Annotated in this window: 17 protein-coding genes and 1 pseudogene; 10 read left to right on the top strand and 8 right to left on the bottom strand. The window is 61.1% G+C overall.

The window, feature by feature from the left end:
• Positions 1-50: 50 nt before the first annotated feature.
• The 5 genes and pseudogenes from NKH49_RS06975 (at position 51) to NKH49_RS06955 (ending at position 3,772) form a co-directional block, all read left to right on the top strand.
• A pseudogene (locus NKH49_RS06975) lies at positions 51-1,054 on the top strand (AraC family ligand binding domain-containing protein).
• Positions 1,055-1,422: 368 nt separating this feature from the next.
• Complete coding sequence (locus NKH49_RS06970; RefSeq protein ID WP_352501351.1) at positions 1,423-1,557, top strand: hypothetical protein; 135 nt, start codon at positions 1,423-1,425, stop codon at positions 1,555-1,557.
• Complete coding sequence (locus tag NKH49_RS06965; RefSeq protein ID WP_352472517.1) at positions 1,554-1,991, top strand: CBS domain-containing protein; 438 nt, start codon at positions 1,554-1,556, stop codon at positions 1,989-1,991. Before NKH49_RS06970 ends, NKH49_RS06965 begins: the two co-directional genes overlap by 4 nt.
• 113 nt (positions 1,992-2,104) lie before the next feature.
• A complete protein-coding gene (locus NKH49_RS06960; protein ID WP_352449638.1) occupies positions 2,105-3,031 on the top strand; it encodes an NADP-dependent oxidoreductase in 927 nt (308 codons plus the stop codon).
• Between the two features lie 429 nt (positions 3,032-3,460).
• Positions 3,461-3,772: a UBP-type zinc finger domain-containing protein gene (locus NKH49_RS06955; RefSeq protein WP_352501352.1), complete on the top strand. Its 312-nt coding sequence runs from the start codon at positions 3,461-3,463 to the stop codon at positions 3,770-3,772.
• Between the two features lie 144 nt (positions 3,773-3,916).
• Here the strand turns inward: NKH49_RS06955 and NKH49_RS06950 are convergent, their stop codons facing one another.
• From NKH49_RS06950 to NKH49_RS06940, 3 genes are all read right to left on the bottom strand, one after another.
• Positions 3,917-5,086 carry a GNAT family N-acetyltransferase gene (locus NKH49_RS06950; protein ID WP_352925678.1) on the bottom strand — a complete coding sequence of 390 codons (1,170 nt, stop codon included), beginning with the start codon at positions 5,084-5,086 and terminating at the stop codon, positions 3,917-3,919.
• Positions 5,083-6,078: a sterol desaturase family protein gene (locus NKH49_RS06945; RefSeq protein WP_352925676.1), complete on the bottom strand. Its 996-nt coding sequence runs from the start codon at positions 6,076-6,078 to the stop codon at positions 5,083-5,085. Before NKH49_RS06945 ends, NKH49_RS06950 begins: the two co-directional genes overlap by 4 nt.
• Before the next feature lie 239 nt (positions 6,079-6,317).
• Positions 6,318-8,246, bottom strand: coding sequence for a heparinase II/III family protein (locus NKH49_RS06940; protein WP_352925674.1), 1,929 nt, complete (start codon positions 8,244-8,246; stop codon positions 6,318-6,320).
• Between the two features lie 116 nt (positions 8,247-8,362).
• On the opposite strand from NKH49_RS06940, the gene NKH49_RS06935 reads away from it, so the two are divergent.
• The gene (locus NKH49_RS06935) at positions 8,363-9,604 is read left to right on the top strand and encodes a glycoside hydrolase family 5 protein (RefSeq protein WP_352851230.1); all 1,242 of its coding nucleotides are present in this window, start codon (positions 8,363-8,365) and stop codon (positions 9,602-9,604) included.
• Positions 9,605-9,772: 168 nt separating this feature from the next.
• The gene (gene asnB / locus NKH49_RS06930; protein WP_352851231.1) at positions 9,773-11,698 is read left to right on the top strand and encodes an asparagine synthase (glutamine-hydrolyzing); all 1,926 of its coding nucleotides are present in this window, start codon (positions 9,773-9,775) and stop codon (positions 11,696-11,698) included.
• Here asnB and NKH49_RS06925 read toward each other — a convergent pair.
• Entirely contained in the window at positions 11,672-12,790 is a 1,119-nt protein-coding gene (locus NKH49_RS06925; RefSeq protein ID WP_352851233.1) for a glycosyltransferase family 4 protein, read from the bottom strand. The two genes, asnB and NKH49_RS06925, sit on opposite strands and share 27 nt — an antisense overlap.
• A 169-nt stretch (positions 12,791-12,959) precedes the next feature.
• Between NKH49_RS06925 and NKH49_RS06920 the strand changes: the two genes are divergently transcribed.
• A complete protein-coding gene (locus NKH49_RS06920) occupies positions 12,960-14,399 on the top strand; it encodes a lipopolysaccharide biosynthesis protein (RefSeq protein ID WP_352925672.1) in 1,440 nt (479 codons plus the stop codon).
• Positions 14,400-14,666: 267 nt separating this feature from the next.
• Positions 14,667-15,515 (top strand): isocitrate lyase/PEP mutase family protein, encoded by an 849-nt coding sequence (locus tag NKH49_RS06915; RefSeq protein ID WP_352925670.1) that lies wholly within the window; start codon positions 14,667-14,669, stop codon positions 15,513-15,515.
• Between the two features lie 31 nt (positions 15,516-15,546).
• Here the strand turns inward: NKH49_RS06915 and NKH49_RS06910 are convergent, their stop codons facing one another.
• Genes NKH49_RS06910 through wecB form a run of 3 tightly spaced genes read right to left on the bottom strand, consistent with a single transcriptional unit; the run spans position 15,547 to position 18,825 of the window.
• Positions 15,547-16,350, bottom strand: a complete 804-nt coding sequence (locus NKH49_RS06910; RefSeq protein ID WP_031211886.1) for a WecB/TagA/CpsF family glycosyltransferase — start codon at positions 16,348-16,350, stop codon at positions 15,547-15,549.
• The gene (wecC, locus tag NKH49_RS06905) at positions 16,347-17,678 is read right to left on the bottom strand and encodes a UDP-N-acetyl-D-mannosamine dehydrogenase (protein ID WP_352851238.1); all 1,332 of its coding nucleotides are present in this window, start codon (positions 17,676-17,678) and stop codon (positions 16,347-16,349) included. The genes NKH49_RS06910 and wecC overlap by 4 nt, the downstream gene beginning before the upstream one ends.
• A complete protein-coding gene (gene wecB, locus NKH49_RS06900; protein WP_352925668.1) occupies positions 17,671-18,825 on the bottom strand; it encodes a non-hydrolyzing UDP-N-acetylglucosamine 2-epimerase in 1,155 nt (384 codons plus the stop codon). The genes wecC and wecB overlap by 8 nt, the downstream gene beginning before the upstream one ends.
• Positions 18,826-19,026: 201 nt before the next feature.
• Between wecB and NKH49_RS06895 the strand changes: the two genes are divergently transcribed.
• Positions 19,027-20,469, top strand: coding sequence for a glucosamine inositolphosphorylceramide transferase family protein (locus NKH49_RS06895; protein WP_352925666.1), 1,443 nt, complete (start codon positions 19,027-19,029; stop codon positions 20,467-20,469).
• Positions 20,470-20,487: 18 nt separating this feature from the next.
• On the opposite strand, the gene NKH49_RS06890 is transcribed toward NKH49_RS06895, so the two are convergent.
• Positions 20,488-21,801 carry a VpsF family polysaccharide biosynthesis protein gene (locus tag NKH49_RS06890; RefSeq protein WP_352472504.1) on the bottom strand — a complete coding sequence of 438 codons (1,314 nt, stop codon included), beginning with the start codon at positions 21,799-21,801 and terminating at the stop codon, positions 20,488-20,490.
• Between the last annotated feature and the right edge of the window lie 59 nt (positions 21,802-21,860).

The raw sequence follows: 21,860 nt of genomic DNA, 5'->3' as shown, positions 1-21,860 counted from the left end.
GAACACTAGGGCAAAGGCGGCGAAAAGAGGCCTGGCCCGCCTGCCACGCTATGCAGGCTGGAATCCGGCACTTCCTCCCATCCGCTCTTTGACCGCGGTTTCTTTTGCTTTTCTCGAGGGATTATGCGCCTTATTCGGCACGCGACCAGAGAAGGATTATGCTTTTAGGGGTAATTTTGTGCTGCGGAACTTGATCGACATCGGGCCGGCGGGCAGGACGGTATCGCTGCCGCGCGGGCGCCAGCGCCTACACACCATGCCGACAAGCACCGGCTATGAAGTGCGCGAGAACGAGGTCTACGACTGGGATGGGCGCAAGCGCGGCCTGACGCCGTTTACCGTGCTCCAGCATACGATCAGCGGCACCGGCCGATTGCGCTACGAGAACCGGAACTACCGCCTGCAAAAGGGCGACACTTTGCTGGTTCTCGTGCCGCACAACCACCGTTACTGGCTGGCCAAGGGCGAACGCTGGGAGTTCTTCTGGATATCGATGAACGGCGAGGAGGCACTGCGCATCCACAAGTCGATCCTTGCCGCCGTCGGTCCGGTGCTGCGGCTGCAGCCCTCGACGATCGATCATCTAGCTGATTGCAGTGTGCGGCTGATCACGGGCGCGGTCTCGCCGGGAGCCGCCTCGGCCGTCGCCTATGAAGCAGCCATGGCGCTCTACGACGATGTCTTCGGCTCGCATGCCGTCACCGACGACAAGAGCGCCATGCAGCCGGTCATCGATCACATCAGGGCCAATCTCGACAGGCCGCTCCGCGTTGCCGATCTCGCTGAGATCAGCGGCCTGAGCCGCGCGCATTTCTCGCGCTGCTTCGCCGAGAGTGAAGGTCTTCCGCCCGCCGAATTCGTGCTGCAGCAGCGACTGCAGCGCGCGGCGAAGTTGCTCACGAAGGCCGATTTCCTGCCGGTCAAGGAAGTCGCCATCATGTGCGGCTTCGAGGATGCCAATTACTTTTCGAAGGTCTTCCGCCGCCTCTACGGCATCAACCCGACGCAATTCCGCACCAACGGAATGTATGCCAGCCTGGGAACCGCCCGATAGATTGGCACCGCGCGTGGCGTCGGAAGCGGGAACGCTTTTGCTTCCCCTTGGTTTAGGACAAGAGAGCCTGATCGCCGCTGCGGCAACCCGCTCTTGGCGGAGATCAGGCCACAGATGTCAGGGGAGTGATCGATGAACAACCCCGATCCGAACAACCCGAATCCACTGCCGGACAATCCCAATCCGGAGCCGGCCCGGCCGCCTGCCCCGCCGGAGACTCCGCCGGGAGAACCTCCAGGCGTACCCCCGCCCTCGCCGGATCCAATTCCGACGCCGGACCAGGAGCCGATCGGAGTTCCTCCCGGCACGCCTTCCGAAATTCCTTCGGAACCGACCTTTCCCGGGCCGACCGCCTGAAGGGCAGTCGGGTGGAGGATGGCAAGGGTGATTTCGGCGAAGCGCTCGAAACGGGTCTTGCCATGGAACGTTTTGCGCTGGCGCTCATTCACCCTTTCATCCTGGAAACCGGCGGCGGGCCCTGCAACCAAGGGAGGTTAAAATGAAAGTTGGCAACTGCATGACAAAGGACGTCGAGATCGCCAGTCCGCAGCAAACCCTGCGCGATGCGGCTGAAATGATGGGTCGCCTCGACGCCGGCGCAATGCCGGTGGGCGAGAACGATCGGCTTGTCGGCATGGTAACCGATCGCGACATCGCAATCCGCGGCGTCGCCCAAGGCAAGACACCTGACGCCAAGGTACGGGAAGTGATGAGCACCGAGGTCAGGTATTGCTTCGAAGACGAAGACGCAGAGGATGTTCTGCGTAACATGGCTGACCTGAAAGTGCGCCGCTTGCCGGTGCTGAACCGCGACAAGCGCCTGGTCGGCATCGTTTCGCTGGGCGACCTCGCCACCAACAGCGAGACGGCGACAGCAGGTGAAGCGCTGAGCGGCATCTCGCAACCCGGCGGCGAGCATTCGCAAACGATACACTGACGGCGCACCACCGGCCGGCCTTTGCTACGACCGAACCGCCGGCTGGATAGACGCCGGCCTGCCGGCGAAACTGTTCAGAGCGAACTGGACTGCAACCCGACGAGGAGCAAGCCATGATTACGATGAAGGCCGTCCGTATCCACGATTTTGGTGGACCGGAGGTTCTTTCGCTGGACGCGGTTCCGTTGCCTCAGCCGCATGACGACGAGGTCACGCTCAAGGTCTACGCGGCAAGCGTCAATCCCGTCGACTACAAGGTTCGCGAGGGCTCTTCGGGCGCGGATCTGCCCGTCACGCTCGGCCGCGACGTATCCGGCGTGGTGGAACTGTGCGGCACGCGGGCCCATACGCTGAAGAAGGGCGATCCGCTATATGCCATGCTCGGCAACGACCGCGGCGGCAACGCCGAATATGTCGTCGTGAAGGCAACGGAGGCGGCGGCGAAGCCGCAACGCTTAAGCCACGCCGAAGCCGCCGCCGTGCCACTTGCGGGCCTTACCGCGTGGCAAGGCCTTTTCGATCACGGCGGCCTCAAATCCGGGCAGCGGGTCCTTATCCATGGCGGCGCCGGCGGCGTCGGTCATCTGGCGGTGCAGTTCGCAAAGGCCGCGGGCGCGTTTGTCGCGACGACTGTGTCCGCGCAGGATTTCGATTTCGTCCGCGCGCTTGGCGCCGACCAGGCGGTCGATTACAAGAACCAGCGCTTCGAGGAGCTTGTCGAGGACGTCGACCTCGTCTTCGACCTGGTAGCGGGTGAAACACAGGACCGCTCGTGGGACGTGCTCAAGCCCGGCGGGACGCTCGTCTCAACGCTTTCCGAACCGTCGGCGGAGAAGGCCCGCCTGCATCGGGCTCGCGGCGTTTCCTATTTGACCAAGCCGAACGCGGCGCAGCTTGCCGAGATCAGCCGCCTCATCGACGCCGGGAAGGTCAGGCCATTCGTGCAGGCAATCTATCCTCTTGAGGAAGTCGCCAGGGCCGAGGAACAGCTCGAGAAGCAGCACACGCGCGGCAAGATTGTGCTTCAGGTAGCTGCCTGAGCACTCGCCGAACAACAGGCCGCGGGCCAGTTTGCGGAGTGCTCGGACACAGGCCGTTTTCTGCTGTCCAGAAGCCCGGCGGCCGAGAGTTTGACACAGGACGGCCCGCCGGGCCTGGCCGGCTTAGGCAGGTGCCGGCTAAAGCAGCATGCGCCGGGTTTGCCGGGATGCGCAAATCAAACAAATCAAGGAGATGCAACGGATCGTGAGGCACGTCGCGACGACACCGTCGCACGGCCGACGTCAGTTAACTGCGAAGCGAAGGACATAGCGTTTACCGACAGGCGGGCCAGGTTCCTACCGGCCGCAAGCCGCAAAAACCGCTTCAAACTGTCGGAAACCGGCGATAGGTTCGAACCATGTCTCAACCCGCCAATATCTCGCGCGAAACGGCAGTCTCGCCGTGGCGCCACAACTGGTCAGGAGCGTATGATGGCAGACGAATGCAGGCACGCCGGGGACATTCGCGGCGTGACACCGAGCGCGCTCGGCTGCGAGGAATGCCTGAAGAGCGGTTCGCAGTGGGTGCATCTGCGGCTCTGCCGCACATGCGGCCATGTCGGCTGCTGCGACGACTCGCCCAACCGTCATGCCACCAAGCATTTTCGGGCAACCGGCCATCCTGTCATCGAAGGCTACGATCCGCCGGAAGGTTGGGGATGGTGCTACATCGACGAAATCTTCCTCGACCTCGGCGACCGCACCACGCCGCAAAACGGTCCGATACCGCGCTTCATTTGAGCTTTTTGCGAGCGGGCCGTTTCCGTGAAACGATGAACCGTTCTAAAGCATGTCGCGCAAAAGTGTGCAGCGGTTTTGCGATAACGACATGTTAAAACAAGATTCTAAAGCGCGTTGCATGAGGCCGATCGAACGCGACGCGCTTTAGTCCAAGGCTGCTTCGGCTTGAGCGGGCGCATCGCGTCCCTCTGGTGGTGCCGATGACCGCTCGCGCATATGCCTGACCGTCTGGAGAACACGATCGGCAAGAAATGCAAGCGCGCCCTGTGCCGTGCGCGTCCCGATGACGGATTCCAGCGTAACCGCCTGCGTTGAGAATTTGTGTTTGAACGACTCTGCGCCACAGAGGAAATCGACCATGCTCAAACCGTGATCTATCGACCACTGCACGTAATCCATCAACAGGATCACACCCGGCGACGCCCGGCCGAAATCCGGATCGAACGTCGTCACGAAGGCCATCATCACGTCGTGCTGGACGAAATTGATCGACACCGCGACCATCACGCCATTGCATTCGAGGACGAAGATATGCAGCACGCCGGCGCGCGCCAACGCACCGACGAGCGCGGCGAGTACCGGGACGCCCTCTTCGAACAGGTCTGACTCACGCATGCGCTCGGTCAGCCATTTCCGCTTCAAGGCCGCGAGGCGCTCCAGTACCGGTTGCAGCGGCTCGTCGGGGGCAAGCAGGCGAAATCTCACCTGTCCGGTTTCTTCCAGCGCTTTGATGCCGCGCCGATAGTTCTGGCGCGTCTTTTTCGACTGGCCCGCGAACCATGCCGCTCCGCTTTCCCATTGTCCGGCAACGCGATAGCTGACTTCCGTTCGGTGAAACGGACGAAGCCTGATGCCGCCGGAAGCTCCTGGCGTGAAAATTTTGCGGGCCGCCGCATCCGGTGAGAGACGATTGATCAAGGCAAGGTCGAAGCCGCCGGCATCGCAGAGTTGGGTCCATAGCTCCTGCAGCGCCGATAACGAGCATTCCGGAGCAACGAGAATATCCCCATAGTCGGTATAGCTGCCGGCCGCCCATTCGAGAAACCGCAGCCCCCTGCGCCTGCCGATCGCCAGCGGAACGACAGCAACGAGTCTCTCGCCCTTCCAGACCAGGCCGATCCGCAACGCGCGCTGGTCACGGCGTTGTACGGTACTCCACCATGCCGAAATCCAGGCATGGCTTTGAAAGATCAGCCCGTCGGTACGATGCCAAAGCTCCATCCAAGCGGCTTCGACCGCAGCCAGGCGATCCGCCGAACGGACGATTTCCAGGCGCTCCGCGCTTAGGACGTCGATGGAAACAGCGGTGTTCATGAAGGAGAACTGTCCTGTGGCTGCGCGACCACATTGGGCCGTCTGTGAAACAGTCGCATGACATGCCTTGCCATCTTCTTGAGCGGCAGGATGTAGAGCCCAAAGAGCGACTGGTAATCGCGCACATCGCGATCGACCAGGCCAAATTTCAGGTCTTCATCCGGCTCCGGGACAAATTGCGTTCCGAACAGACGATCCCAGAACGAAAAAAGCAGGCCGAAATTCTTGTCATAATGACGAGGGTCGATGCTGTGATGCACCTGGTGCCAGTGCGGACACAGGATGATGTTGTTCAACGGGCCGAACGATATCTTGAGATGCGTATGGCGAACAAAGTCCATCATCAGGATGTTGCGGATGACGTAGACGTTGATGCCGAAGATAGCGACCTCTACCGGATCGAGTGCGATCAGGCTCCAGATCCCGAAGCAGATGCCCGGGATGACGCCATCCCACATACGGTTCATCAGATCGTCCAGCGGATGAACCCGGTCCTTGGTGATCCCCACCATCACCTCGGCCGAATGATGTACCTTGTGCAATTCCCACAGGAACGGGAAACGGTGCTGGGCGACGTGGTAGAGGTAGTATGAAATATCATAGGCGACCAGCATGGTTGCGGTGAAGATGACGATCGTCACCGATCCCGCCGGGCCGCCGGGAAGCGTCGCGTGGATGTTAAGGAGCCAGCCAATTGCCTCGCGTGTGCCATAGCCCACCGCGACGACGAAGGTGACGCCGGCAGGAATAAGCAGGAAAGGCATCATCGCCCGTTTCGTGATCCAGAACATGGCGTCGGCTCGCGCCGACGGGTGCAGGATGACTTCCTGTGGGAAGGCGAAGTCGAAAAAGTCCCTGAGGGACTTATGTTCGGCAGTTCGCCAGTAGGCGATCACCGCGCTGCCCAGTGCGGTGAGGAGAAGCAGGCCGAGCGTGGTCAGATTGACGTTCGAAAGCTTTTCCACAATCGCTCTGGCAAATTCGGAAAACATTGATGCAGCGGCTCCTGGTCGTAAGAAGGCAGTCTGGGGGTCGTAAGAAGGCGATCTGGCGAATAGCAAAGCACAAAATTCCCGCCAAACTCGCTACGCCGCCTGCAACCAGTGGCTGTTGCGGGGCGCAGCGGGCAAAGCAGGCTGGATGGTGCGAGACTAGCAGATCAACGGTAACGAAACCGCTAAATGTCCAAACGTAATTAATGTCGAATACGGCTGGAACTCACGCGGCAACTCTACGTTGGCACCGGTTTTTGCTGTCGCGGCGGGTGAATTGGGGCAAGATGGATATCGATCCCGGCTTCGCCCACTTCACCGTGCCAGGCGAGGCGTTCGGCTTGCTGCCTGCTGCCAAAACGCAGTGAAACCCAACCGCCTTGGCCCGGCATGTCACCGCCGGCGCCGATATCGAGCACAGCATCAGGAAAGCGGATGGCCAACAGTACCTCGTCGCCGCGCAATACCGCGACCGTATCTTCGTGCCGGTCGGCATGGAGGCCGGGGGCCAGTTGGAAGACGATCTCGGACTGGCGCCTGCCGCCGAGCAGTTGGTCGGTGATGAGGATGCCATCGGCCTGGCGCGCCAAAGTGCGCTGATGCACGACGCCGAAGCGGCTTCTATAGCCGTCATGCCGGGCGCTCAGCCTCCAGTGCGGTCCCGGTTCGCTCTCCACCAGCGATGCGACTGCCTTGTGCGACCAGTTGAAATTTCCAGCGATGGTGCTTTGGCTCTTGCCCTCGATGTTCAGCGTGTTGTGCGCCGGTGTGGAGCGGAACCAGTCGCGCCATGCGCCTCCCGAACCGTAGAGCCAGGTGCCGGGATCGACCAGCACCGGCTCATCGTCGATGCACAGGGTGAGCGACAGCGCGTCGGCATGGCCGTGCGCCGCTATCGAGAGATAGCCGAGCGGTCCATGGTCGAACGTCAGTTCGACATTGCGGCCATTCATTGCTCCGCGCCAGACGGAGAGCCCGCCTTGCGTGAATGTCTGTAAGCCATGCACCGCGGGCGCCGGGCCTGACGGCGCACCAAAGAAAAGCGAACGAAAATCGTCAGGCTCCGGCGCGTTGCCCGGCGTCCCCAGTAAGCCGTGGATGGCGGCCGCGACGGATCGGATATAGTTCGGCTCGTCGCCCAGCTTCAGCACATGGCCCTCATCGTCGTCGCCGAAGCGGGCGGCTTTCTGTGGCAGCCAGCCGACGAAATTGGCGAAGGCGCCCAGACGCGCTTCGGCGGCCGAGGGAAACGGCATTCCCGCCTGGCGCGCCGCGGCGGCGCACAGCAAGATGAGTTCGGCGCTGAAGGCTGCATAGGTCGGCGTTTGCTCGGCACCGGCGCCGTCGGCAAGAATCTGCTTGTGCGTCTCATTTAAGAGGGCGCTGCGGGCAATTTCGGATTCGGCCCCGAGCGCCAGGCCAACCAGATATTCGCCAGCCAACTCTGCGACGAGATGGTTGTTGGCGGAGGAATATCGCGACGGAAACCGCGGCAGCCAATAGGCGCTTGCCGCGAGTATCTCACCGGCTTTCCGCAGCGTCGCCGGGTCAAGCCGGTCACCGATAAGGTCCAGGGTGACGATCAGGCTGATGGCTCGCAGCGCTACTTCGATGCCGGAAGCCCAGCCAATGCCTCGGTACGGCGGATTGGCGGAATGCCAACTGCCGATTGCCGCCTCAATGGCACTCCGGGATCGATTGTCCTCGCTGAGGAGCAGGTGTGCAGCCAGTACTGGCAATTGCTGCAGCCGGTTGATCTCCCAGACATATTTTATATCGCCAAGGTCGCCGCCATCGCGAAAATCGATATCGAAAGTATGAGCCTCGGCGCCAGGCCAAAGCCTGCCGGTTACCGGATCAAGACGCCAAAGCTCAGCAGGAAACAAACGATCGGGCTCACGCTTTGGCCATGTCCGCCCGAGTGCCGAAAACCGGCCATGCAGCATCTCTTGCGCGGCCGCCGCTATGGCCTGCCGTTGAGCGTCGGTCGCTGCCAGCGCAGCATGGCGAAATCCGGGCAGCACTGGGTGCAACTGCGGCGATGGATAGCGCTCCCACCCATCATCGCGGCGGCGCGACGCGATCCTTCGACGTTGCTCGCCCAGCCGGTGCAACACCTCGGCCGGTCCCATGCTGCGCAATCGGTTGATGTACCAGCCGATTCTCATGCACGCCCCGTCAACGTTTCGGTCCTTGTATACCATGCCGTCGAAAAGCTGCGGGCCGGCAATCTTCTTTCCCGTTCGTTGCGGTTAATATCTCCCGCGAGCATGCGGAGGGAGCGATGCGAAAAGCGGTGTATTTTGTTGCCTGGGTGCTCGCCTTGCTTGTGGCGGCCGAGGCAGAGCCCATCCCTCTCAAGCGCGGCGTTGGCGTGCATCAGTGGCTCAACTGGTCGCCGGTGGCGAAAGACGGAACCTACGTTTGGCCGCCCTATCGCAGCGAAAAGGAGTGGCTTGCGGAAAGCAGGCCGCTCACCGACTGGCCGGCCGGGGAGGTGTTTGCCCACATCCGATCGATGGGCTTCGACTTCGTCCGGCTGAGCGTCGATCCCGGCCCGCTGCTTGCCAGCGGGGACGCCAGGCGGCAGCAGGCGCTGGACATACTTGCCGCCGCCGTCGAGCGGATCACGTCGACCGGCCTCAAGGTGGTTTTCGACCTGCATGGCGTCACTCAGGTTCCCGACTACAGCATGGAGATGATCTATGGCGGCGCCGACAGCGAGGGCGTTGCCCGCTATCGTCAAATGGTTGTGGCGGTCGCCGCCATGCTGGTCAAGATAGGCACCGACAAAGTCGCCCTCGAACCTTACAACGAGCCCGCATACTACCCTTGCGATGCGAGCGGCAGCGATCACTGGCAGCGGATCATGGCAGGGACCGTCCACGAAATTCGAGCGGTCAGCAGCGAACTTACCATCGTTGCAACCGGCGCCTGCGGCGGCAGCATTGCCGGATTGGTCAACCTCAGCCCCGGCTTTGATGACCCAAACCTCTATTACAGCTTCCATATGTATGAGCCGCACAGCTTCACCCACCAGCGGCCCGATGACACGATCAGCTTTGCTTCGGGACTTCCCTGGCCGGCCGACAGCAGTACACCCGAAGTGGTGACCGAAACCCTTAGAGCGCGGATGGACGCTGCCGGCTTGAGCAGGGTCGAGCAGGTCATGAACATGGCCACCACGCGCCAAGCAATCGCGAACTATTTCGAGCAGAACTGGGGCCAGAGCCAACTGGAGGCGAGCTTTCGCCAGGCTGTCGACTGGGCTGATGGCCATGGCATTCCCAGCCGGCGGCTCTTCATGGGCGAATTCGGCGCTATTCTCATGTCCGCGGACGGCCGCATGGGCGCCTTTGAGGCCGACCGTTCGCGCTATCTCAAGGCAGTGCGCCGAGAGGCCGAACGCTTCGCGATCCCATGGTCTGCCTGGGAGTTCTCCAATCCCTATGGGATGAGCCTCATCCCGCCCGATGGTCCCCCGGTTCCCGACCCGGAGATGCTGCAGGCATTGGGCCTGCCATAGGTGCCATCACACGCCCTCACTAGCGAACAACCGGTGGCAATCCCTGACCCGCCAGGCTCGATCGAGGAACGGCCCGCGGCAGCTTTCTCCCGGTTGGGTTGTATTGGCACGAAGTGTTTAACACATTTGTTGTACTGAGTGGGGAATGCGCGCGCCTAGGGGGGAACAATGTGTGGAATTGCCGGATGGATCGGGCGAAGGGCTAAAAATCCACAAGAGCGGGCCGCCAAAATGTCAAACGCATTGCGGCATCGCGGTCCCGATGCCGAAGGCACCGAGATATTGGACCTGAATACCGGCGAGCAACAATTGGCATTGGTTCATCGCCGCCTGGCGATCATTGACCTAGCGCCCGAGTCGAATCAGCCGATGCAGATTGAGGACGGTCGTCTCAAAATAATTTTCAACGGCGAGATATATAACTACATCGAGCTGCGCCAGGAACTGATCGGCCTTGGCCATCATTTTCGAACGCGCTCCGATACCGAGGTGCTGCTCCGAGCCTACGATCAGTGGCGCTTGTCAATGTTCGACCGGCTGAGCGGCATGTTCGCCTTTGCACTCTGGGATGCTCAGAGGCAGGAATTGATCCTCGCCCGGGATCCCTTCGGGGAAAAGCCGCTTTACCTCATGCAAAGCGAAAAATTGCTGCTATTTGCCTCGGAGATCAACGCATTGTTGTCATCGCAGCAAGATGCTCAGGAACTCGATCTGGATGCCGTGCACGAGTATCTGAACTGGCGTTATGTGCCGGGACCGCGCACGCTCTTCAAACAGATCCGCAAACTCAATCCCGGAAGCTATGCTGTCTGGTCGCAAGGGGTAGTCAAGGAAACGCGCTACTATACGCCTCCGGACCAGGCGGCCGTTACCGAGCGGATCGACGGAAAAACCGCCAAGCGGCGATTTCTGGAATTGCTCGACCATTCCGTCGAGATCAGGATGCGCAGCGATGCACCTTTTGGGGCCTTTCTCTCCGGAGGGCTCGACTCCTCGGCTATCGTCGCGCTGATGGCCAGGCACAGCGCCACGCCCATTCGCACGTTTTCCGTCGGGTTCGACAACGCAGCCTATAGCGAATTTGCATTCGCCCGACGCGTTGCCGATCATTTCAAGACCGATCATTGCGAACTTGTAATCCAGCCAGGCGATCTGATGGATCATCTGCCGATGATGGTTCGCCAACGCGGGGCACCTGTTTCGCAAAGCAGCGATATTCCAATTTACCTGATGTCGGAGCGAGCCTCGCAAGACGTCAAGATGGTGCTCACCGGAGAAGGAGCCGACGAGATTCTCGGCGGCTATCCCAAGCATCGCGCGGAATCACTGGCCGGGATCTACCAGTCGCTTGTTCCAGCCTCGCTGCACGATAACGTCCTTTCCCCTTTGGTACGCGCCATGCCGGGCGCGTCGGCCAAGGTCGATACATTTGCCCGCACCGCGGGCGAAAGGGACTTTGCCGCCCGGATGGTCTCCTGGTTTGGAGCCGTTTCGGCGCAGCAGAGCGCTTGCCTGATCGGCGCGTCCGCAAATCGCCGTTATGAGCGCAATGACTTTCCGTTCTCGTCAAGTGCTGCGGCCTCCCATCTTCGCCGCGTGTTGTTTTTCGATCAGACATCGTGGCTGCCTGACAATCTCCTGGAACGAGGCGACCACATGATGATGGCCGGTTCAATCGAAGGAAGAATGCCGTTCCTCGATCGAGACCTGGTTTCATTCGTTAGCAAATTGCCCGATCGCTACAGGCTGGGTTGGTTGCACAGCAAGCAGATCCTGCGCGACAGCATGGCCAATATCCTCCCGGAGGAAATTCTCAGCCGCCGCAAGGTCGGGTTCAAGGTACCGGTCGCCGAATGGTTTCGCGGATCGATGAGGAACTACGTGCATGACCATCTTTGCTCGCCTCACTCCGTCATTCGCAGCTATCTGAGTCCGAAACAGCTAGATCAAATCGTCTCGGAACACACAACGCGTGCTGCAGACCACGAAAAGCTGATATGGGCGCTGTTGAATTTGGAGATATTCCACCGCGAATTCAGGCTCGACGCGCCGCCGCGATCGTCGGCCTCAGCGCTTGACCGTTTGACGGCTTGACGCGGCCGACCGCCAGACATCGCAGATTGCGCCGACAAACGGGGCGAGCTCAAGCCGTTCCCGATGCACGGCCATGGCACCGGCACCAAGCTTTGCCCGCAGTGCCGGGTTCTCCGCGAGGCGGCTCAGCGCCTCGGTCAACGCTGTAACATCGCCTGGCGGCACCAGCAGCCCGGATTGCCCGTCGGTGATTATGTCTTCGACGGCGCCAACCGGGGTCGCCACCACCGCCAAACCGGCTGCCATGCCTTCGATCACCGACATCGGCAGATTTTCGGCGAAGGATGGAAGAACCAGAATATCGGCCGAAGAAATCAGCGATGCGACATCGTCCGGTCCCACCCAACCCGGAAAGGCGATCCGGTCTGCAATCCGCAGCGCGGCTGACTTTGCCCGTGCCGCCTCGACTTCGCCATCGCCGGCAATCGTGGCGCGCCAATTCTTGACAGGGCTCATGCGGTGCAGTGCCTCGAGCAATTGCGGCACGCCCTTGCGGTCGCCGATGCGGCCCAGGAACAGGATATGCAAATGGTCGCCGCCGCCGACATGGGCCAGCGACGGGACTTCGGTCGCATTGGGCACGATCACGATATTGCCGGCTGCGCCCGGCGCCCTGCTGGCGACGAAATCGCGCCAAAGCCTGCCCAAAACGATCACCCGATCGGCATGCTCGAACAGAGCTTTGATACGGCGGCTAATGAAACCGCGGTCGGCTTTCCAGAATGTCTGATACTGCGCCCCGTGCAAGTGCAGGACATAGGGTATCGACAGCAGCCGTGCGCAGGCGGCGATCACCATCTTGCGGTAGGTGCTGCCGGAAACTGAGATGTTGATATGAATGACATCGGCGCGTCCAGCCAGACGCGCTTTAAGCATCCGTAAGCAAAAACCGAGCATATAGAAGATCGAAAGTCCGACATGCCCCGGGCCACGACTGGCAAGGAAGCACACATCGATGTCGGCGATTTCTTGCCGTTCGAACTCCTGCTTCAGCGCGCCCATGATGCGGTCGATGCCGCCCTGCCCCGAAACGCCCGAGGGCGTCGCGACCAGGACATGTATTTTTCGATCGGATATGAGGCGCTGCAACATGATGGTACTCTAAATAACACAGACCGGGTAACTGCAAAGCAAACGTTCCCGATAAGTTTTACGGCAAATCTTTTAGTTCAAACTGAATCTGTTCACCCTTCGGCGTCATCGGGCTGGATTTTCCGCCAGTCGGCGGCTAGTCGAAGGTGAGTTTTCCAGGGACACGCCCTTGCTGCTCCGTTCCACGCTCATTTATGCTCCGGCGATCCTGCTGACGCGAATTTCGGCGCTGCTCCTGCTGGTCGTCGTGACGCGTTTGATCAACCAGACCGAGTATGGCCTGCTCACCCTGGTGGTGACCGTCGGGGAAATGACCGACATTGCCGTCACCAACTGGCTGCGCATCGCCTTGCTCAGGCTTGGCGGCAAGGGCGAAGTCAGCCGCGGCAGCCTGATGCTGGCCGGGCAGGTGTTGCTTGCCACCACGGCACTGGCGCTGGTCATATCGGTAGGCGCGTCGGCGGTGATCGTGCCTGAACGCTGGATCGAGTTCGCGATCGCAGTCTGCGGCTATCTGGTCGCCGGGTCCATCAGCCGCTTCGCGTTGACGGTGCTGCAGATGCAGCAGCGCCATTCGGTCTATTCGATGCTAGAAGCCCTGCGTGCCCTGCTGCAACTCGCGTTACCGATCGGCGCTATCCTTGTCTTTCAGGATAGCTTTCTGACGGTGTCGCTCGGCTCGAGCCTCGGCGCCTTGATTGCCGGCATCGTGGCGGGCATCATGGCATCGCGACGGCTCGTTGCCGGTCCGCCGCGTTTCACCCACAGGGACTTCTTTGCGCTCGGTGTGCCGCTGATCATCATGGCGCTGGTTGGCTTCGGGCTCAACAGCGCGGAGCGTCTGTTCCTCAAGTTCTATTACGATGCCAGCGCCGTGGCGATCTTCGCGGCAGCCTATGCGCTGGCCCGCCAGCCGATCGATATGGTCGCCAACGCCATCAACATGGGCGCCTTTCCCGAGGTGGTTAGCCGGTTCGACGAGGATGGGCCCGCGGCATCGGGTCGGTTGCTGTCGCAGTTAATGGCCTTGATGATGCGGCTTTGCCTGCCGATTGCAGCGATGCTGGTCGCGCTCAGCAGCGATATCACCGAGCTCATGCTGCCCTCGCAATATCACGGCCGCTTCGGCCTGCTGTTTCCGATCATTGCCTTCAGCGTGCTGTGCGCCAACCTCACCAGCTTCGTCTATGGCGTCGTGGTGCACGCGCACAAGCGGCCGTGGCTGCTGATCATCGCCAATCTCTTCGGCTCCGTGGCAACAATCGCATTGTCCCTGCTGTTGATCCCCCCGATGGCGGAGATCGGCGCCGCTTTGGCGCTGGCGGGGGGCTCGGTGGTGGGCTCCATAACCTGCATCATCATCAGCGAGCGGCTCACGCCGGTGCCGGTGCCGTGGCGCGACATCGGTGTTTCGGTAATCATCTCGCTCAGCACGGGGGTGGCCGCCAAGGTTGCCAGCATGGTGGCCGGCGACGTGCCGGCGATCTTCTCGCTTGTCGCCGGCGGCACCACCGGCGCCGCGGTTTTCTTCGGGCTGACCTCGTTGTTCCACCCCGTGGCAGCGACGCAATTCGTCGCCCAGCTGCGAGCGCGGCTACGGATCGCGTAATTTCCAAGCGATCTGTAAGCAGGTATTTCTGAGGCTTACAACACATGGTGTACCTTGCCGGGGACGGGCTCGTTGCATATCCGACATTCGGTCTCCGGGTGTTCGGGTCATGAGAGCGAGGCGCCATAATGGTCCGCACGTCGCGCTCGGCGGAAAAATGCCAACGAATCCGCGGGATCGCAGTCGGGCGAGAAACGGATGATTGAAAAGCTGCAATCATCGGCATTTAGTCGAACCCGGCTTCTTGTCCAAGTCTGAGGGGGCAATGTGATTTCCCGATCCAAGAAGGTTAAACAATTTCGCGCTCTTCATAAATCCGGCTGCTTCGTGATCCCAAACCCTTGGGACGTAGCCGGCGCGCGGATGATGGCTGGTCTGGGTTTTAGGGCGCTGGCGACCACCTCTTCGGGCTACGCCTTTTCGAAGGGGAAGAAGGACGGAGCAAAGGAAGTCGGCCGCGCCGAAAGCTTGGCATATGCCGCCGAGATCGCAGCCTCGACGACCGTGCCAGTCACTGCCGATTTGGAAGATTGTTATGAAGACACACCAGAAGGCGTGGCTGAAACCGTCCGGCTTGCCGCCGAAGCGGGATTGGCTGGACTTTCGATCGAAGATCGACAACCAAATCCCGGCCAGCCAATACGCGATTTTGATACCGCGATGGCACGTGTAGCGGCGGCGGTTGCGGCTGCTCGAAAATACGACATCGTACTCACCGCCCGCGCCGATGGGATGGGTAAAGGCGTATATGGTCTCGACGAGGCAATTCGCCGCCTGAAGGCCTTCGAAGCTCTTGGCGCTGAGGTGCTGTATGCGCCGGGCGTCCCGGACCTGGCGTCTCTCGAGCAGATTTGCAGCTCTGTCAGTGCACCAGTGAATCATGTCCTTGGCCAAGGTGTTTCCGGTCTCACATTCGAGCAGATTGCCGAGGCCGGTGTACGGCGGATAAGCGTGGGCGGCTCACTTGCGCGCGCCGCTGGCGGAGCACTAATGAAAATATGCCAGGAGATCGCAACCGGGAAATATACGGCGTTGGAAAGCGCTCTGGCCTGGAACAGTCTTCGCGATCCTAAGCCTGCGGTCGAAAGGGGGCGACGCCTGCGTTCCGGACATTAGGCGCCGCGCCGCTGGAGCCCCGTAGGCGAAACTATAAACCGGCGTTTCGGCGCCAGCGACGCTCCCAGAACTCCCGGCACAGCAGTCCCGCATAGGCAGTGTTGGTATCGTAGTAGCGGCGCCACAAGCGTCGCGGCTCCTGGACGACGCGGAACAGCCACTCCAGGCCGGCCGCTTGTATCAGCTTCGGCGCGCGGGCAACCTTGCCCCCATAGACGTCGAAACTGCCGCCCACGCCCATCACGAAACTTGAGGCGAGTTCATCGCGGTAGCGTTTGAGAAAGCGTTCCTTGCGCGGTGTCGGCATGGCCACCAGCAGGCAGTCGGCGCCCGAGGCGTTGATCGCCGCGACGATCCCGGCCTCGTCCTCCGGCTTGAAATAGCCGTTGCGCATTCCCGCTATGACGAGGCTCGGATGGTCCTTGGCAAGTCTCACTACAACCGCGTCGAGAACGTGCTGTTCGGCCCCCAGCAGATACGGCCTGAATCCACGCTTCGCGCAGAGGCTCAGCAGATTGATCATGATGTCGACGCCCGCCACCCGCTCGGGCAGCGCGACGCCGCACAGACGTGCACCCCAAAGCACGCCGATGCCGTCGACATTGACCACGTCCGCCCCGGCCACATCCTCGCGCAGCTCGGCATTCTGGCGCATGGTCACCAGCTTGGCGACGTTCACGACCACATGATGCAGCGGCCGCCCCAGGGTCATCGCCTCGTCGGCGATGGCCAGTGTCTCGGCCATGGTCAGCGCATGGATCGGTGCACCAAGGAACTCCCGGCGCCGTGATGCCAACAGGGAATGCTGCGCCCATGCCGGGGCGTGCGCGTTCATGCGGCCTGCTCCCTTGCAAGCGTCACTTGTGCGACCTCTGGTTTCTTGCCTTCGATGCGGGCGTCGGGCTTGCGTGCCTTGCGCCACGTCCACAGACCCCTCGTATCGACGAGCTTCTTGTCCTTGAGCGCTTCGGGGTCGACCAGATTGAACTGCCGATGGTCGACCAGGAGGACGACGATATCGGACTTGTCGATGGCCGAAAGTGCGTCGGTGAACACGATGCCCCTGCCCTCGAGCTCATGCGGCAGCGCATTTGTGTTGGGTTCAGCCGCAATGATCTTCACATTGGGGTTATCGGACAGAAGCTTCACCACCTCGACGGCCGGGCTCTCGCGCAGATCGTCGATATTGGCTTTGAAGCTGAGGCCAAGACAGGCGATCGTTTGCTTGCGGGAGGGGTCGAGCAAGGCCTCGATATCCCTGACCACCGACATCGGCCGCTCGGAATTGATCTGGCGTGCCGAAGCCATCAGCCGCGTGCTGTTGGGTGCGGCGTCGATGATAAAATATGGATCGACCGCAATGCAGTGACCGCCGACGCCCGGGCTCGGCTGGAGGATGTTCACGCGAGGGTGCCGATTGGCGAGATCGATCACTTCCCAGACATTGAGCGACAGGTCCTGACACACGGCGGCAAGCTCGTTGGCGAAGGCGATGTTGACGTCGCGGAACGCGTTCTCGGTCAGTTTCACCAGCTCAGCACTTTCGGCCGTCGTCATGAACAGGTCGCCGGTGACGAAGGTTGAATAGAGTGCCGCGGTCCGCTCCGACGATTTGCGGGACAATCCGCCGATCGAGCGATCGTTGTTGATCAGCTCGGTCAGCACCTTTCCCGGCAGCACACGCTCGGGCGAATAGGCGACCAGCACATCGGCGTCTTCGCCATGCTGGACAGGAAATTTGAGATCAGGCCGCAACTCGGCAAGCAGCCCGGTCATGATACGCGTGGTTCCAACCGGCGATGTCGATTCCAATACCACAAGGTCTCCGCGCTTCAGCACGGGGGCGATGCTTCGTGCCGCCGCGAGCACGTAGGTTACGTCCGGCTTATGATCGTGGGTCATCGGGGTCGGCACGGCGATGATATAGGCGTCCGCCGGCTGCGGCGTGCTGTAGGCCATGAGCTTGCCGTTCGCCACGACCTTCTGGATCAGACCGTCAAGGTCCGGCTCGACGATGTGGATTTCGCCGCGATTGACCTTCTCGACCACCGCTCCGTTGACATCGACGCCAATGACGTTGAGCCCGCGGCTGGCGAAAATGGCGCAGGTCGGCAGGCCGATATATCCCATGCCGATTACGGAAACGGTTTTGATTTCAGCCATGATGCAGCAGTTCCTCAACAATCCGGTTACTAGCCCGGCCATCGCCATATGGGTTGTGTCGTTCCGCCATGCCGCGATAGGCAGCCTGATCGTCGAGCAGGCGATTGGCGTTGAACAGGATTTTTTCGACATCGGTGCCGACAAGGCGGGCGGTGCCGGCCACGATCCCCTCGGGTCGCTCGGTATTTTCGCGCATCACCAGCACCGGCTTGCCGAGCGACGGCGCTTCTTCCTGCACGCCGCCGCTATCGGTAAGCACCAGATAGCTCTGCTTCTGCAGGTACAGGAACGGCAGATAGTCCTGCGGCTCGACCAGATGGATGTTCGGCACGCCTTCCAGCTCTGCGTTGACCACCGAGCGCACATTGGGGTTTGGATGGACAGGGTAGACGATCTGCACGTCTCCTCGCGCCGCCAATCCCTTCAACGCCGTACAGATGCGCTGGATGCCGCCGTCAAAATTCTCGCGGCGATGTCCGGTGACGAGGATCATCTTCTTGGCAGGGTCGAGGAAGGGGAAGCTGGCAGCGAGCTTCGCGTTCATCAGCCTGTCGGCATCGATCGCGCTTGAAAAATGCAACAGCGTGTCGATCACCGTGTTGCCGGTCACGAAAATGGTGCTTTCGGCCTTTCCTTCGGCGATGAGATTGTCGCGCGCTTGAACGGTCGGCGCAAAATGCCAGGTGGCGATGTCGCCGGCAATCTTGCGGTTCAGTTCTTCAGGAAACGGCGAGTTGATGTTGTGGCTGCGCAATCCTGCTTCGACATGAGCGACGGGGATACGCTTGTAGAAGGCAGCAAGAGCCGCGGCCATTGCCGTGGTGGTGTCGCCCTGTACCATGATGATATCGGGCTTCGCCTTGTCCAACACCTCGGCCATGCCCAGGAGCACGCGCGAGGTCACATCGAACAGCGACTGGCCGGGTTGCATGATGTTGAGATCGTGGTGCACAGGCAAGCCGGTCAGCTCGACAACCTGGTCGACCATTTCACGATGCTGGGCGGTTATGCATATTTCGGTGATGAAGCCTGGATGAGCGAGGGCGGCACGCGCCACTGGAAAGCATTTGAGTGCCTCCGGCCTAGTGCCGAACACGATCAGCAGTTTCTGCCTGGATGGCAGTTTTGGACGTGAAAGGACGTTCATCGCTGATCCTGGTCGCCTGCAGCCTTCGGGACATGCCGACTATTGCCCGCAAGAGTCATAATAGCGCCGGAAAGCGCCTTCGTGATCTCAATTCTTAATATATGATTAACAACCAAGGCCGCGTTCTCCCGGTTTAACTCTTGTGAAAGGTTGGGCTGACAAGTAGTCTATGGCAGTAGTCTTGAAAAAGAATATATTGGATTGACTAATATTTTAATCATCGGCCACGCCGACACATCCCGGCGCTGGGAAAATGAGCTTCTGGCGCGGTTGAGTGCGGCTGGACATGCGGTTTCGAGTTGCCGCGCGCCGACGCCTGAACCCAATGCGCGCACGATGGATAATGTGCTGGCGCTCGAGGGCCGGCGCTTCGGCCCCTCACTGGCAAGCCGTTCCCGGCCGTTGCCGTCCGGCGACACCGGCCCAGTCGATCTTATAGTCGATCTCACGGCTACCGCCGCACGACGCGGCACGCCTGTCCTGACGCTCGAATTTTGCGGCCAAAGCAGCTTTGCCGCAGGCATGACCGAGATGCTGGCGAGCGGGCGGCTGCCCGAACTCACCGCGCGCCTCGACGGCGTTGCCGTCGCCAGGGCGCGGCCGATGATCAGCGACCGGTTGTGGCTGTCCCGAACCAGCAACGACCTGCTCGCCGGCGCCATCTCCCTGATTGCCCAATGTGTCGCCCGCTTTTCCGCGGGCAAACTTGCGCCGATTGCCGAGAGCCCGGCGCCGCCCCTGCAGAAAGGCGGATTTATCGGGCACTATCTGCCCTTTTTCGGCAGGGGGTTAGTCGACCGCGCCGTGCAAAAACTGCGACGTGGTCGGCGTCCCTTCTATTGGCAGGTTGCTTATCGGCTGATCGACGGTCCAGGCGTCGCCGAAACCGGACTGCTGGATGGTAAGCCCTTCACCGTGCTTGCCGATGACGGGCAGCGCTTCTACGCCGATCCGTTCGTTCTCGAGCGCGACGGCCGTCATTTTCTGTTTGTCGAGGAGTTTCCCTACTCCACCGGCCGCGGGGTGATTTCTGTCGCTGAACTTGGCACCGACGGCACTTTCGGCGTGCCGAAAGTGGTGCTGGACGAAGCGCATCACCTGTCATATCCGCAGGTGTTCGCTCACTCCGGCGAGATTTTCATGATCCCTGAAAGCGCTACGGCGCGAGAACTGGTGCTCTACCGTGCCGTGCAGTTTCCGGATCGCTGGGTACGCGATACGGTGCTGATGACGGACAGGGATTTCAACGACGCCACGCTGCTCGAATCCGACGGCCGTTTCTGGCTGTTGGGGACGGGGCGGTTCGGTTACGGCAGCGCGTCCGACACGATGGCCGTCTATTCCGCCCCGGCGCTGCGTGGGCCGTGGGCTGCGCACGCGCTCAATCCCGTCGCCGTCGATCACTCGGCCACTCGGCCGGGCGGCGGTTTCATCCGCCAGGGCGACGCTTTGCTACTGCCCGTGCAAAACGGGTCTAGAGCCTATGGCGGCGGCCTGGGATTGATGCGGTTGGATCGCCTTGACGACTTCGATGTCCTGTTTGCACCGCCCCACCCGATCGGCCCAGGACCGGCATGGGCGCGGGCGGGCATCCACACGCTCAATCGCGCAGGCAATGTCGAGGTTGTGGATAGCGCCGGCTGATGCGTCTGGAGCCTGCGCTTATCCAAGCCGATCCAGTTTCGGCTCGGATGCGACAGCGGTCGAAGACGTGCTCTTCGGCTGGTTTCTATACGGCACGTTTCTATAGGCAAGCAGCAACACCACGATAGTCGTAATATCCGGCGCTTTTGACGAGAGCGCGTTGTTCGACAGCGCAGCAAGCAGGAAGGTCATGGTGCCGATCCATGCCGGCAGCGGCGCCGCGCGCAGCAGCCGAAAAATGAACCAGAATACCAGCACTATGAAGAGCACAGCTATCGGCAAGCCGAAGAGCATGGTGATGACCACCGGAGCGCTCTCGATATAGGGCAGATGCAGCTTCTCTTTGACGATCGCCAGGAGGTCGTCGACGTTCATGCCAAACAGGATGTCTTTCCAGCTAACAAGTCCGAATATCTGGTAGATCGTCACCCGCGCCATGAAATTCTCGTCAAAGATCGTGTTGCCGAATCGATTCAGCAGCCCGCCCGAAAATAGTATGGCCACCAGCACTGCGCCGCTCACCAGGGCGAACAGCAGCACGACGGACTTGGCCTGCCGCTGGTGCTTGAGAGTCAGGCGCGGCCAAGGCACGAACAGCAGCAGAATGAGGGTTTCTCCCGCAGCGAGCATCAGGGCGGCGCGGGCGCCTGACGCAGCACAACCGACGAGCAACACGAGAATCGATGCCACCCGCACCCATATGCGCCAGCGCGTCAGCGGCACGAATCCGATGGCTGTGGCGCAGAGCGCGCCTAGCGCCAGCGGGTGCGCCGATAGGCCAATTGGCCTGAACTGCAGTTCGTTGAGACCGTAAGGCATAAATCGATGTTGAGTCACCGCTTCGATCGTGCCGAGCACAGCGCTGAGGATCACCATTCCAAGCACGACGTCGCCCAACGCCCGCCGCACTTCCGCGTTCAAGGCCAGCATCAACAGGCCTGCGGCGCCGGCCACCAGATAAGAATCGATGATGAACCCGGAGGAGCCCGCACGGCCGGTGACGAACAGATAGGGCACCAGCGCGAACATCAGCACCGAAAAGCGAATCAACGCTTTGAATATCCCAATTTCGTCGCCCTGCAGCAGAAACGGTCGGCTGAAAAGAACGACGGCAAGGACCAGGAAGATCGCATAGGTGCCGAAATGCAGCTTCTCGTAGAACGAGCCCCCCTGGGCCGTATAGTCGACGACCATGTTCATCACCTGCGGCGACACCGTAAAGCGAAGCAGGAGCGCGAAGGCGGCGCATAGGAAAAACAGCAGCGACAGCGCGTTCTCACGGCGCGCTCGACTGGGCAACAATCGTTCCGATGCGGCAGCGGGATAGCTCATGGCCCATCCAGGTGAAGGTATTCAAACAGCATTCCGGGCAACGAGACCCCTTCAACGTC

It is taken from the genome of Mesorhizobium sp. M1088, from assembly GCF_040318575.1.
Taxonomy (GTDB): Bacteria; Pseudomonadota; Alphaproteobacteria; order Rhizobiales; family Rhizobiaceae; genus Mesorhizobium.
Note: the sequence above shows the minus strand (reverse complement) of the source record. Positions and strands in the feature narration are given on the sequence as shown.